At 72.0% G+C, this 12,435-nt stretch carries 13 protein-coding genes; 6 read left to right on the forward strand and 7 right to left on the reverse strand.

The features are described 5' to 3' along the window. Positions 1-87: 87 nt before the first annotated feature. The 3 genes from ABWK99_RS07675 to ABWK99_RS07685 are packed head-to-tail and all read right to left on the reverse strand — an operon-like array spanning position 88 to position 2,575. Positions 88-1,116, reverse strand: a complete 1,029-nt coding sequence (locus ABWK99_RS07675; RefSeq protein ID WP_372594112.1) for a Rieske 2Fe-2S domain-containing protein — start codon at positions 1,114-1,116, stop codon at positions 88-90. Next, positions 1,113-1,898 carry a c-type cytochrome gene (locus tag ABWK99_RS07680; RefSeq protein ID WP_372594113.1) on the reverse strand — a complete coding sequence of 262 codons (786 nt, stop codon included), beginning with the start codon at positions 1,896-1,898 and terminating at the stop codon, positions 1,113-1,115. Before ABWK99_RS07680 ends, ABWK99_RS07675 begins: the two co-directional genes overlap by 4 nt. Positions 1,899-1,936: 38 nt before the next feature. Continuing rightward, a complete protein-coding gene (locus ABWK99_RS07685; protein ID WP_372594114.1) occupies positions 1,937-2,575 on the reverse strand; it encodes a heme-copper oxidase subunit III in 639 nt (212 codons plus the stop codon). Between the two features lie 239 nt (positions 2,576-2,814). On the opposite strand from ABWK99_RS07685, the gene ABWK99_RS07690 reads away from it, so the two are divergent. Together ABWK99_RS07690 and trpD are read left to right on the forward strand one after the other, a co-directional pair. Beyond that, positions 2,815-3,255, forward strand: a complete 441-nt coding sequence (locus tag ABWK99_RS07690; RefSeq protein ID WP_372594115.1) for a hypothetical protein — start codon at positions 2,815-2,817, stop codon at positions 3,253-3,255. After that, the gene (trpD, locus tag ABWK99_RS07695; RefSeq protein WP_372594116.1) at positions 3,252-4,307 is read left to right on the forward strand and encodes an anthranilate phosphoribosyltransferase; all 1,056 of its coding nucleotides are present in this window, start codon (positions 3,252-3,254) and stop codon (positions 4,305-4,307) included. The genes ABWK99_RS07690 and trpD overlap by 4 nt, the downstream gene beginning before the upstream one ends. A gap of 17 nt (positions 4,308-4,324) precedes the next feature. Here trpD and ABWK99_RS07700 read toward each other — a convergent pair whose 3' ends face one another. Then, positions 4,325-4,606, reverse strand: coding sequence for an Lrp/AsnC family transcriptional regulator (locus ABWK99_RS07700; RefSeq protein ID WP_372594117.1), 282 nt, complete (start codon positions 4,604-4,606; stop codon positions 4,325-4,327). Positions 4,607-4,637: 31 nt separating this feature from the next. Next, positions 4,638-6,413 (reverse strand): DEDD exonuclease domain-containing protein, encoded by a 1,776-nt coding sequence (locus ABWK99_RS07705; RefSeq protein WP_372594118.1) that lies wholly within the window; start codon positions 6,411-6,413, stop codon positions 4,638-4,640. A 188-nt stretch (positions 6,414-6,601) separates the two neighbouring features. Between ABWK99_RS07705 and ABWK99_RS07710 the strand changes: the two genes are divergently transcribed. Beyond that, the gene (locus ABWK99_RS07710; protein ID WP_372594119.1) at positions 6,602-6,796 is read left to right on the forward strand and encodes a hypothetical protein; all 195 of its coding nucleotides are present in this window, start codon (positions 6,602-6,604) and stop codon (positions 6,794-6,796) included. 80 nt (positions 6,797-6,876) lie between these two features. Here ABWK99_RS07710 and ABWK99_RS07715 read toward each other — a convergent pair whose 3' ends face one another. After that, positions 6,877-8,694: a long-chain fatty acid--CoA ligase gene (locus tag ABWK99_RS07715; RefSeq protein WP_372594120.1), complete on the reverse strand. Its 1,818-nt coding sequence runs from the start codon at positions 8,692-8,694 to the stop codon at positions 6,877-6,879. 136 nt (positions 8,695-8,830) lie between these two features. Between ABWK99_RS07715 and ABWK99_RS07720 the strand changes: the two genes are divergently transcribed. Further along, the gene (locus ABWK99_RS07720) at positions 8,831-9,769 is read left to right on the forward strand and encodes an ROK family glucokinase (RefSeq protein WP_372594121.1); all 939 of its coding nucleotides are present in this window, start codon (positions 8,831-8,833) and stop codon (positions 9,767-9,769) included. Between the two features lie 20 nt (positions 9,770-9,789). Here the strand turns inward: ABWK99_RS07720 and ABWK99_RS07725 are convergent, their stop codons facing one another. Then, positions 9,790-10,452 (reverse strand): hypothetical protein, encoded by a 663-nt coding sequence (locus ABWK99_RS07725; protein WP_372594122.1) that lies wholly within the window; start codon positions 10,450-10,452, stop codon positions 9,790-9,792. Between the two features lie 68 nt (positions 10,453-10,520). Here ABWK99_RS07725 and ABWK99_RS07730 point away from each other — a divergent pair, with 68 nt between their 5' ends. Both ABWK99_RS07730 and ABWK99_RS07735 read left to right on the forward strand, forming a co-directional pair. Further along, positions 10,521-11,321: a lysophospholipid acyltransferase family protein gene (locus ABWK99_RS07730; RefSeq protein WP_372594123.1), complete on the forward strand. Its 801-nt coding sequence runs from the start codon at positions 10,521-10,523 to the stop codon at positions 11,319-11,321. 105 nt (positions 11,322-11,426) lie between these two features. After that, a partial coding sequence (locus ABWK99_RS07735) for a pyrophosphate--fructose-6-phosphate 1-phosphotransferase (RefSeq protein WP_372594124.1) occupies positions 11,427-12,435 on the forward strand: 1,009 nt, incomplete at its 3' end.

Genomic DNA, 12,435 nt, shown 5'->3' on the forward strand with positions numbered 1-12,435 from the left:
CCTTGACCGCCTTGCCGACGCCGGTGCGCTGGTCGAGGTAGTCGGCGGTGGCGGCGGCGGCGCGGGGCGCGGCAGTGGTCTGCTGGCTCACTTCAGTCGCTCCCAGTAGCTCGGGCCGACCGGCTCGAGGAAGTCGCTCTGCGCGACCAGGTAGCCCTCATCGTCAACGGTGATCGGCAACTGCGGCAGCGGACGCTTGGCAGGACCGAAGACGACCTTGGCGCCGTCGGCCATGTCGAACGTCGACTGATGACACGGACACAACAGATGGTGCGTCTGCTGCTCGTAGAGCGCCACCGGGCAGCCGACATGGGTGCAGATCTTCGAGTACGCGACGATGCCCTCGTAGGACCAGTCCTTGCGGTCCTCGGCCTCCACGAGGTCGCGAGGATCGAGGCGGACGACGAGCACGACGGCCTTGGCCTTCTCCTCGATCCACTCCTCGTGCTCCCGCAGGCCCTCGGGGATCACGTGCACGGCCGAGCCGATCGTGATGTCGGACGCCTTGACGGGACGGCCGGACGGGTCATGGGTGAGGCGCTTGCCCTTGGCCCACAGCGTGTGACGGAACTTCGAGACGTTCCAGTCGCCGCCGACACCGCCGATCAGGGGCACCACGAAGCCGAGAGGGGCGAGCACGAGGGCGGAGAGCACCGCTCCCTTGAGGAGCCCGCGGCGACCGATGCCGGAGTCGTCCGCGCCGTCCTTCAGCGCGGCGAGCGCGTCGGCGCGCTCCTGCGCGTTGCTCGCCTGCGGGTGGCGGTACTCGATCTTCTCGTGGTCGTTCATCAGGGTCTTGGCCCAGTGCACGGCCGCCAGGCCGATCCCGCCCATGGCCATCGCGAGGCCGACGCCGAGCAGGAGGTTCGAGGTGCGGATGCTCTCGACGGTCTCTCCCGGCCGGACGACGGCGTAGGCCACGACCGCGAGGATCGTGCCGATCACGGAGATGCCGAAGAGGGCTGCGACCTGGAGCTCTGCACGCTTGGCCGCGCGGGGGTCCGTGTCGGCGAGGCGCAGCTTGTGCGGGGGAAGGCCCGGGTCCTCGAACCGCTCGGGCAGCCGGTTGCTCTCGGAGGCCGGCGTGACGTCGGTCCCGGGGTTCTCGTTGCTCATGAGGACTTCGCTCCGATCCAGACGGCTGCCACGATCAGCAGGCCGATGCCGACCACCCACGCCCACAGCCCTTCGGCCACCGGGCCGATCGAGCCGAGGGTCGCACCGCCGGGGGAGCCCTGCTCCTGGGCGTCGAGGTAGGCGATGATGTCCCGCTTCTCCTCGGGGGTGACGGTCGCGTCGTTGAACACGGGCATGGACTGGGGCCCGGTGACCATCGCTTCGTAGATGATCCGGCCCTCGACCCCCAGGAGGTTCGGGGCGTACTTGCCGCCGGAGAGCGCGCCACCCTGGCCGACGGCGCCATGGCACATCGCGCAGTTCGTGCGGAACAGGGCCATTCCGTTGGCAGCGTCGCCCTGCGCGGCATCGACCTGGTCGTCGGAGGGGACGGCCGGGCCGGCGCCGAGCGAGGCGACGTAGGCGGCCATCTGCTGGATCTGCTCCTCGGTGAACACCGTGGGCTTGGCCGGGGCCTGGACGGTGTTCGCCATCATCGGCATCCGTCCGGTGCTCACCTGGAAGTCGACGGCCGCAGCGCCGACGCCGACGAGGGAGGGCGCGACGTCCGTGCGGCCCGCGGCATCGGTGCCGTGGCAGGTCGCGCAGTTGGCGCGGAACAACGCCTGCCCCATGTCGATGTCCGTCTCCGTGGGGGCGGAGGCAGCGCTGGCCGGAGCAGGGGAGAACGCGGCGTAGACGCCGCCGGTCACCACGAGGGCCAGAGCGAGGAGCACCACCGGTGCGAACCGGTGGTGTCGGCGGGCGATGAGCGCCTTCACGGGTCGTGGCCTCTTCTCTGCGCTGTCGGGTGCTGCGGTCACTTGATGAGGTAGATCGAGGCGAAGAGGGCGATCCAGACGACGTCGACGAAGTGCCAGTAGTACGAGACGACGATCGCGGTGGTGGCCTCGTGGTGGCCGAACCTCTTCGCGGAGAACGACCTGCCCAGCACCGCGAGGACCGCGATGAGCCCACCGACGACGTGCAGGCCGTGGAAGCCGGTGGTGAGGAAGAAGACCGAGCCGTAGGCCGAGGACGAGATCGTCAGACCCTCGTGGAAGAGCTCGGCGTACTCGTAGACCTGTCCGCCGATGAAGAAGGCGCCCATGAGGAACGTCAGGGTGAACCACTCGTTCATGCCCCAGCGGCCGATCTGCAGAAGCGAGCCGGTGCGGGCCGGCTGGAAGCGCTCGGCCGCCCAGACGCCCATCTGGCAGGTCACCGAGCTGAGCACCAGGACGGTCGTGTTGATCGCCGCGAAGGTGATGTTGAGCTTCTCGGTCTCCGTCGTCCACAGGTCGGGGACCGTGGAGCGGATCGTGAAGTACATCGCGAACAGCCCGGCGAAGAACATGAGCTCGCTGGCCAGCCACACGATCGTGCCGACGGAGACGGCATTCGGTCGGTGGACGGTCGGCAGTGGCCGGGACAGGGCGGCGGCGGGCGCAGTGGACACCCGGACATTATGGCGGAGATCTTGGCTCCATGGGTCCTAAGACCTACCTCGACGCGCAACGAGTTGGTCTCGACCTGGCCCGTCCCGGCCGGTCAGGAGGACCTGCGTCCCGCTCGGGCCCCGCGCGCGCCGCAGCTCGTGTGCCGCCCGTCGGCCGGATCCGTTCTCCGTGCGTCGTCCGTGCCAAGATGCGTGTGCCGGATGCGTACGGCACCCGGGCTGAGGACGAGTGAGGCGAGATGGCGACGACGCACGAGGACGAGTGGGCCGGCATCGACAAGGACGCGACCCCCGCGACGCTCCGTGTGCTGCTCTACAGCGACCACGTCGAGGCGCGGGAGCAGGTGCGTCGGGCCGTGGGCTCCACGGTCGCGGCCGATCTGCCGTCGATCGAGTGGTTCGAGGTGGCGACCGCGCAGGCGGCGATCGACGCGGTCGAGGCGGGCGGGCTCGACCTGCTCGTGCTCGACGGCGAGGCCGGCAAGGTCGGCGGGATGGCGCTCGCGCGACAGTTCAAGGACGAGGTCTTCCGGTGCCCCCCGGTGCTCCTGCTGACCGGGCGGCCGCAGGACGCGTGGCTCGCCGCGTGGTCCGCGGCCGAGGCGACCGTGAGCCGGCCGTTCGACCCCTTCGTGCTCCAGGAGGCGATCGCCGGACTGCTGCGCGGGAACGCCGCATGAGCGTCCCCGGGCCGACCACCTGGCCGGCGCTGCTCCGCAGCCTCCTGGCCGGGACGGACCTGGACGCGGAGCAGACCCGGTGGGCGATGGGGCAGGTGATGGCCGGAGAGGCCTCGCCCGTCCAGCTCGCCGGCTTCCTCGTCGCGCTGCGCGCCAAGGGCGAGACGGTCACCGAGCTGACGGCGCTCGCCGACGAGATGCTGCGGCACGCCCGCCTGATCGATGTACCGGGCCGGAGCCTGGACATCGTGGGTACCGGCGGCGACCTCATGCACACCGTCAACATCTCGACCATGGCGGCCATCGTCGCGGCGGCGGCCGGGGTGCGGGTCGTCAAGCACGGCAACCGCGCCGCCTCGTCGTCCAGCGGGACGGCCGACGTGCTCGAGGCACTCGGGCTGCGCCTGGACCAGGAGCCCGAGCGGGTCGCAGAGCTCGCGGTGGAGGTGGGCATCACCTTCTGCTTCGCGCAGGTGTTCCACCCGTCCTTCCGCCACGCCGGGCCGGTCCGACGCGAGCTCGGGGTCCCGACCGCGTTCAACGTGCTCGGGCCGCTGACCAATCCGGCACGACCCGCCGCAGCTGCGATCGGCTGCCCCGACGCGCGGCTCGCGCCGCTGATGGCGGGGGTGCTGGCGCGCCGCGGTGTGTCGGCCGTGGTGTTCCGCGGGCACGAGGGGCTCGACGAGCTCGCCGCGACGGGCCCCGCCGAGGTCTGGTGGGCGCATGACGGCGAGGTCAGCGCGCTCGTCCTGGACGCCGTCGCGGACCTCGGTCTCGACCCCATCACCGTGGAGCAGCTGCGGGGCGGGGACCCCGCAGCCAACGCGGAGGTGGTGCGCCGGTTCCTGGCAGGTGAGCAGGGGCCGGTGCGTCAGACGGTCCTGCTCAACGCCGCGGCCGGCCTCGCGGCCGAAGGGTCCCTGCCGGGCACCGGCGAGGGCAGCCTGGTGGAGCGGCTGGCCGCCGGTCTCCGGCTCGCTGCCGCGGCGGTCGACGACGGGCGTGCCGCTGCGCTCCTGACGCGGTGGGTCGAGGCCTCGAACCGCTGACGTCCCGGCCGGGGCGCTCAGCCCTCCAGGCCGATGGCGAAGGCCGCCTCGAGGTCCTGGGAGGCATAGGCGCGGAACGCGAGGTACGTGCGCGTGCGCAGCACCCCGTCGACCTTGCTGATCCGATCGGCGATGACGTCGGCGAGCTGCTCGTGCTCACGCACCCGGACCATGGCCACGAGGTCGGTCTCCCCGGTCACCGAGTAGACCTCGGACACGGCGGGGAGCTCGGCGATCAGCGCCGCGATCTCGGGGATCCGGGTCGGGTCGGTGTCGATGTGGACGATGGCGGTGATCATCGGTGTCCTCCGGTCGGTGCTGGTCGGCCCATCATGCCGTCCGCAGGGTGCGTGCCGTGTCGGCCACGGCAGCGGCCGTGGCTCCCTGGGAGCGGAACGCCTCCGCCCCGCGGACCGGGCAGGCCCACCCGGCTCCGACCTGCACCAGGCGGACGCCGTCCTGCTCGAGCCAGCCGAGCACGAGGTCCGTCTCCTCCGGGTGTGCGCTCGTGGCGGGCAGCACCGGGTGCTGCACGTGCTCGGCCGTGCTGAGCAGGGCAGGGATCGACTCGCGCGGGTCGGCCCCCGGTGGGGTGCGTGTCGTCGCGCCGAGCCGTCCGTGACGGACGACGACGATCTCCCAGCCGCCCTCGTGCGGGCGGGCAGCGACGAGCTCGTCGAGAGCGCCGAGGCGACGTGAGCGTTGAGCGCGAGCGGCGGCGCGCAGGAAGGCCTGGAGCCGGTCTCTGACCGCTGCTGCCTCCTCGAAGCGTTCGGCCGCCACGAGTCGCGCGATCCGCTCGGCGTGATGCGTCACCACGACGCTCGGGTCGCCCTGCATCGCCGCGCGGACCGCCGCGGTGACCTCCGCGTAGCCGCTCGCGTCCTGACCTCCCGTGCACGGGGCACCGCAGCGGCCCATCCCGGCGAGGGCGCAGGGGCTGGCGCCCGCCGCGGGCCGCGCGGGCAGCCGGCCCGAGCACTGGCGGATCGGGAAGGAGGCGTGCAGCGCCGCGATGGCCTGCTCCGCCCCCGACCTCGAGGCGAACGGCCCGATGTGCGCCTCCGCCTCGAGGGGCCCGGGGCCGCCCCCAGGGCGCACCTCGCGCACGAGCGAGAGCCGGGGGTAGGGCTCGACGGTGAGCCGGACCCACGGCATCCGTTCCGGGAAGCGGGACCGGCGGTTGTATCGGGGGGCGTGCTGCGCGATGAGCCTCAGCTCGCGGACCTGCGCCTCCAGCACCGTCGCGCAGACGATGGGGACGACGTCGTGGGCCAGGCCCACCATCTCGTTCATCCGCTTGCGCTGCTCGGCGGCGGTGAAGTAGCTGCGCACCCGTCGTCGGATCGAGGTGGCCGTGCCGACGTAGAGGATCTCGCCGTGCACGTCCCGGAACTGGTAGACGCCCGGGGCGTCGGGCAGCCCGTCCGCGAGATGCCTCTTGCGGCGCCTGGCGTCCGGGACGGGATCGGTCGCGGTGGCCAGGTCCTCCAGGTGGGTGATGCCGAGCGGTCCGAGCCGCGCGAGCAGGGCGTGCAGGACGTCCACCGTCGCGCGGGCGTCCTCCAGGGCGCGGTGGTTGGGGGTGACCGTCGCACCGAAGAAGGCGGCGAGGGTGGAGAGCTTGTGGTTGGGCACCTCGTCGCGGGTCACGGCGCGCCTGGCCAGGGCCACGGTGTCCAGGACCTGAGGGCCCGGCCACGGGTGGCCGAGCTCGGCGGCCGCGGCCTTGAGGAAGCCGACGTCGAAGCGGGCGTTGTGCGCCACGAGCACGGCGTCGTGCGCGAACTCCAGGAAGCTGGGCAGCACCTCGCCGATCCGCGGTGCGCCGACGAGCATCGAGGTGGTGATCCCGGTCAGCGTCGAGATGAACGCCGGGACCGGACCGCCCGGGTCGACAAGGGTCCCGAACTCGCCGAGCACCTGGCCTCCGCGCACCTTGACGGCGCCGATCTCGGTGATCGCCGAGGTCGCAGGCGAACCGCCGGTGGTCTCGAGGTCGACGACGACGAACGTCACCTCGTGCAGAGGGGTGCCGATCTCCTCGAGGGTCGGCTGGACCGCACGGGGCGCGCCTCGCGGGGGAGCGGGTGCCGGAGCGGACATGGCGACACCGTAGGCCCGGGCACCCACACGGCCGCGCACGACGCCATGGGTCAGCTGCGTGCGTCGGCGTCGCGGGCCGCCTCCGGCTGCCTCGACCTGCGTCGCGGCGCGCACCTCGGCGGGGACCGCGCACCGCGCGGGCGCGCGACCGGCCGGGCGTGTCGGACCCCGCGGCTAGCCTCGCCCGCATGATCATCGACTGTGGACAGTGCAGCGTCCGGGGTGCCGCCTGCGGGGACTGTGTGGTGACCTTCCTCACGGTGCCGGTGCGCCCCGGCCTCAGCAGTGCGCCACCGCCCGAGCTCGACGAGGCGGAGCGCGGCGCGATCGACGTGCTCGCACGCTCGGGTCTGGTCCCGCCCCACCGGCTCGAGGCGATCTGAGGGGCGGCACCCGGACCGGGTGCCGCCCCTCAGCAGTCCGCCTCAGCAGTCCGCCTCAGCAGTCCGCCTCAGCAGTCCGCTCAGGCGGGGGTGTCCGTGCGCTCCTCGGCGTACAGCCCCTCGATCTCGCCGGCGAAGGCCTCGAGGACCGCGGCCCTCTTGACCTTGAGCGAGGGCGTGAGCAGGTCGTTCGCGATGGTGAAGTCCGTGGTCAGCACCGTGAACTTGCGGATCGACTCCGCCCGCGAGACGGCCTTGTTGGCCCGGTCGACGGCGCGCTGGATCCCGGCGAGCACCACCGGGTGCGTCGACGCCGCCGTGACGTCCATCTCGGAGAGGTTGTGCCGGGTGAGCCACCCGGGCAGGCCCTCGGGGTCGATCGTGACCAGCGCGCCGATGAACGACCGTGCGTCGCCGACGACGACGACCTGGCTCACCAGGGGGTGGCCGCGCAGCCGGTCCTCCAGGACGGCGGGTGCGACGTTCTTGCCGCCGGCCGTGACGATGATCTCCTTCTTGCGTCCCGTGATCCGCAGGAAGCCGTCCTCGTCGAGGGATCCGAGGTCGCCCGTGTGGAACCACCCGTCGACCACGGCCTCGGCCGTCGCCTCGGCGTTGTCGTGGTACCGGTCGAACACGCCGATCCCGCGGGCGAGGATCTCCCCGTCCGGTGCGATCCGGATCGCGGTGCCGGGCAGGGGAGGCCCGACGGTGCCGATCTTCGTTGCGTCCGGCAGGTTCACGTTCGTCGGCGCGGTCGTCTCCGTCAGCCCGTAGCCCTCGAGCACCTTGAGCCCGACGCCACGGTAGAAGTGCCCGAGCCGCTCACCGAGGGGCGCCCCGCCGCTGATGGCCCACTCGGCCTGGCCACCCAGGGCCGCGCGGAGCTTGTGCAGCACCAGGGTGTCGGCCACCTTGTGCTGGAGCCGGAGCCACAGGCTCGGCCCTCCCGGCAGGTCGAGGGCACGCGAGTAGACGATCGCCGTCTTGGCCGCGCGCTGGAAGATCGCGCCCTTCCCGGCCAGCGCGGCCTTCTGCTCCGCCGAGTTGTAGACCTTCTCGAAGACCCGGGGGACCGAGAGGATGAACGTCGGCCGGAAGGACCCCAGGTCCGGCACCAGGGTGCGTGTGTCGCTCACGTGGCCGATCACGGCCCCGGAGGCCACGACGAGGATCTCGATGAACCGGGCGAAGACGTGGGCCAGGGGCATGAAGAGCAGGGTCCTGGACCCCGGAGGGCAGACCTCCCCGAGGCGCTCGACGGCGTTCCGGGCCAGCGCCACGAAGTTGCCGTGGGTGAGCTCGACGCCCTTGGGTCGTCCGGTGGTCCCCGACGTGTAGATGATCGTCGCGAGGTCGGAGGTGGTGGCGAGCCCACGACGGCGGGTGATCTCCGCGTCGTCGATCGACGCGCCGTCGGCGGTGAGCCGGGCGACGGCGTCCTCGTCGATGATCAGGACCTCGCCGAGGGTGGGGGCGACGGAGCGGACCTCCTCGACCGTCGCGGCGTGCTCCGCGGTCTCCACGACGACCAGCCGGACGTCGGCATCGGTGACGATCCACTCGACCTGGCTCGCCGAGCTCGTCTCGTACAACGGAACGGTGACGGCCCCGGATGCCCAGATGGCGAAGTCCAGCAGGGTCCACTCGTAGCGCGTGCGGCTCATGATGCCGACGCGGTCACCCGGCTCGATCCCGTGGGCCACCAGGCCCTTGGCCACCGCCACGACCTCGGCGTCGAACTCCTGGGCCGTTCGGGGGACCCATGAGGTCCCGTCGGCGGACTTGATCTCGGCGAGGGGTGTGTCGGGCCACCGGGAGATGCGACGGGCGAGGAGCGCGTTGAGGTTCTCGCTCTCGTCGATCTCCACCAGGGCAGGCGTCTGGTGCTCGTCCATGCTGACTCCATCGGCAGGTGGGAGGGGTGCGCCTCACTATTCCAGTCCGAGCGTCCCGGCGCTCGCCCTGACCGTGTCGCTACCCTTCAGCCTGACGATCGGGACTCCGCGCCGGTCGACGAGGCGAAGGACGGACATGTACGCGATCGGTGTGGACATCGGTGGGACGAAGATCGCCGCCGGGGTCGTCGACGAGCAGGGACGCATCCTCGCGCAGGTACGCCGCGACACCGATCCGACCGATGCCGACAGCGTCGACGAGGGCGTCGTCGCGGCCTGTCGTGAGCTCGCCGACCAGTTCCCGGTCGCGGCGATCGGTCTGGCGGCACCCGGATTCGTCAGCTCGGACCAGGCCACCGTGCTCCTGTGCCCGAACCTGCCGTGGCGGGACCACCCCCTGCGCGAGCGGGTCGCCGGCCGCCTCGGCCTGCAGGTGCCGATCGTCGTCGAGAACGACGCGAACGCCGCCGGCTGGGCCGAGTTCCGCTTCGGCGTGGGCCGCGACGTCAAGGACATGCTGCTGCTGACCATCGGCACGGGGCTCGGCGGCGCCCTCGTGGTGGACGGGAACCTCGTCCGCGGGGCCTACGGGGTCGCGGCGGAGGTCGGCCACATGCGGATGGTGCCGGACGGGCACCTGTGCGGTTGCGGGCTGCACGGCTGCTGGGAGCAGTACGCCTCGGGCCGGGCGCTGGTGCGCTCCGCCCGGAACGCCGCGGCCAACCAGCCGGAGGCGGCCGCGCGGATGCTCGAGCTGTCCGGGGGCCGGAAGATCGACGGGCCGGCGATCACTGCCGCCGCCCAGGAGGGCGACGCCCTGGCGATCTCCCTGCTCGCCGAGCTCGGACGATGGATCGGTGAGGGTTCTGCCTCGGTCGCGGCCCTGCTCGACCCGGCGCTGGTGGTCATCGGCGGCGGGGTGGGCGCTGCTGGTGACCTGCTCCTGGAGCCGACGAGGGAGGCCTACCGCGGTGCGCTCTCGGCGAGCGGGTTCCGTCCGGAGGCACGGATCGAGCTCGCGGCGATGGGCAACGACGCCGGGATCGTCGGAGCGGCGGACCTGGCGAGGCTCTGAGCCGAGGGCGGCGACCGCCCTCAGACCACCGCGCCGTTCTCGTCGTCGTGGTCCTTGTGCCGAGGCATGCGCCAGAAGAGCAGGCCGACTCCTGCGAGGAAGGCGGCCCCGGCGATCTGGAGGATCACCACGGGGACGTCCCGCCAGACGACCGTCACGAGGAGGACGAGCAGCGGGACGGCGACGACGGCGACCCAGGCAAGGGTGAGGAGCGGGTCCCCGCCGAGCACAGGGCCCGGATCGGGCGCGACGAAGTGGTCCTCGGCCTCCTCGACCGCGGGGTCCACGGTCCACGACCGCGGGCCCGGTGCCGCGGGCGGTGGGCCGGGCGGCTCGTCGCCCGGATCGGGGCCGGCGGGCCGGATGACCCGTCCGCCACGACCCCTGTCCGCACCGCCGGGCGGACCGTCACCCGTTCGGCCGATCCCGCTGGACGACGGGTCACCTGCTCGGCCCGATCCGTCGGAGGGGCGGTCGCCCGATCGACGCCGTGGCGGGGGCAGAATGGGGCCGGCGCCCGCCTCCGGGCGGTGCGTCGGTCCGGTTCCGGGCGTGTCCTGCCCGGGGGTCGGCTCGGCGAAGCCGTCGAGCTCCCCGAGCTCGGCGACGATCTCGGCCCAGCGGCTGTCGACGTCGTCGGGATCCTCTGGGCGGTCCTCGCCCGGTACGGGACGTGAGTCCATGCTGAGCACTCTAGAGTCGTAGGCACGCTGCGCGCGGTTCGCGTGGGCGTCGCAGCGGAGGTGATGGATTGTTCTACTGGCTCATGAAGCGGATCCTGGCCGGACCGCTGCTGCGCGGGATGTTCCGGCCATGGGTGCGCGGCCTGGACAACGTCCCTGCTCAGGGCGGTGCGATCCTCGCGAGCAACCACCTGGCGGTGATCGACTCCTTCGTTCTCCCGCTGGTCCTCTCGCGCAAGATCCGGTTCATCGGCAAGGCCGAGTACTTCACCGGCACAGGGATCAAGGGCCGGCTCAAGGCGGGCTTCTTCCGCGGGGTCGGCACCATCCCGGTCGATCGTGGGGGCGGCAAGGCGAGCGAGGCCGCGTTGCGCACGGGCCTGGGGGTGCTGGACTCCGGCAACCTCTTCGGCATCTACCCGGAGGGCACGCGCAGTCCCGACGGGCGGTTGTACCGCGGGAAGACGGGCGTGGCCCGGATGGCGCTGGAGGCGGGGGTGCCCGTGATCCCCGTCGCGATGATCGGCACGAACCTCGCGCAGCCGATCGGCACGGTGATCCCCAAGCCGATGCGGCTCGGGGTCGTCTTCGGCGAGCCGCTCGACTTCAGCCGGTACCAGGGCATGGAGAACGACAGGTTCATCCTGCGCTCGGTCACCGACGAGATCATGTACGCCCTGCTGTCGATCTCCGGCCAGGAGTACGTGGACATGTACGCGGCCACCGCCAAGGCCCGGATCGCGGCGGGCAAGGACCCGTTCAACGGCGCCCCGCTCGACCCGGCCGGTGCGGCGCCGGGCGGGCGCGAGGTGCCCGACGTCCAGCCTCCGGTCCCCCCGCAGGACGAGGACGACGCCTCGGTAGGATGAATACGCCGTCGGCCTGCCAGGGGTAGGACCAACGGCCCGTTGCTGCCCTGGCTCGTCGCCCATGCTGCGGTGGTCTGCGTCCTGATCTACGGAAGGTTCTCCACCATGTCGGTTCGTCGTGTCGCGCTGCTCACCGCCGGAGGGTTCGCCCCGTGCCTGTCCTCCGCCGTCGGCGGACTGATCGAGCGGTACACGGAGATCTCCCCTGAGGTCGAGATCATCGCCTACCAGCACGGCTACCACGGCCTGCTGACCGGCACGAAGATCGTCGTCGACGCCGAGGGCCGCGCGAAGGCCGGGATCCTGCACCGCTTCGGCGGCTCGCCGATCGGCAACTCGCGGGTCAAGCTCACCAACGCCGCCGACTGCGTCAAGCGTGGGCTGGTCGCCGAGGGCCAGAACCCCCTCGAGGTCGCCGCGGAGCAGCTGAAGGCCGACGGGGTCGACGTCCTGCACACCATCGGTGGCGACGACACCAACACCACGGCCGCCGACCTCGCCGCGTACCTGCACGAGAACGGCTACGAGCTGACGGTCGTCGGCCTGCCCAAGACGATCGACAACGACGTCATCCCGATCAAGCAGTCGCTCGGCGCATGGACCGCGGCCGAGGAGGCCGCGCACTTCGCCAAGAACGTCATCGGCGAGCACCGCTCGGGGAACCGCATGCTCATCGTCCACGAGGTCATGGGCCGGCACTGCGGCTGGCTGACCGCCGCCGCCGCCGCGGAGTACCGCCGTTGGCTCGACCAGCAGGAGTGGGTCCCGAGCCTCGGCCTGACGCGTGAGCGCTGGGACATCCACGCCGTCTTCGTCCCGGAGATGGCGATCGACATCGACGCCGAGGCCGCGCGCCTGCGCACCGTGATGGACGAGGTCGGCAACGTCAACATCTTCCTGTCCGAGGGTGCCGGGATGCACGAGATCGTCGCGCAGCTCGAGGCGTCGGGGGAGACGGTGGCACGCGACCCGTTCGGCCACGTCAAGCTCGACACCGTCAACCCCGGCCGGTGGTTCGCCAAGCAGTTCGCCGACAGGCTCGGTGCCGAGAAGACGATGGTCCAGAAGTCCGGCTACTACTCGCGCGCCGCGGCCGCCAACGCCGAGGACCTGC

This window comes from Actinotalea sp. (assembly GCF_041597215.1).
Lineage (GTDB): Bacteria > Actinomycetota > Actinomycetes > Actinomycetales > Cellulomonadaceae > Actinotalea.

Excerpts from the sequence above, each read along its gene's own strand:
- ABWK99_RS07675 (WP_372594112.1), bottom strand. The coding sequence starts at position 1,116 with ATGAGCAACGAGAACCCCGGGACCGACGTCACGCCGGCCTCCGAGAGC.
- ABWK99_RS07690 (WP_372594115.1), top strand. The coding sequence starts at position 2,815 with ATGGCGACGACGCACGAGGACGAGTGGGCCGGCATCGACAAGGACGCG.
- trpD (WP_372594116.1), top strand. The coding sequence starts at position 3,252 with ATGAGCGTCCCCGGGCCGACCACCTGGCCGGCGCTGCTCCGCAGCCTC.
- ABWK99_RS07700 (WP_372594117.1), bottom strand. The coding sequence starts at position 4,606 with ATGATCACCGCCATCGTCCACATCGACACCGACCCGACCCGGATCCCC.
- ABWK99_RS07705 (WP_372594118.1), bottom strand. The coding sequence starts at position 6,413 with ATGTCCGCTCCGGCACCCGCTCCCCCGCGAGGCGCGCCCCGTGCGGTC.
- ABWK99_RS07710 (WP_372594119.1), top strand. The coding sequence starts at position 6,602 with ATGATCATCGACTGTGGACAGTGCAGCGTCCGGGGTGCCGCCTGCGGG.
- ABWK99_RS07715 (WP_372594120.1), bottom strand. The coding sequence starts at position 8,694 with ATGGACGAGCACCAGACGCCTGCCCTGGTGGAGATCGACGAGAGCGAG.
- ABWK99_RS07720 (WP_372594121.1), top strand. The coding sequence starts at position 8,831 with ATGTACGCGATCGGTGTGGACATCGGTGGGACGAAGATCGCCGCCGGG.
- ABWK99_RS07725 (WP_372594122.1), bottom strand. The coding sequence starts at position 10,452 with ATGGACTCACGTCCCGTACCGGGCGAGGACCGCCCAGAGGATCCCGAC.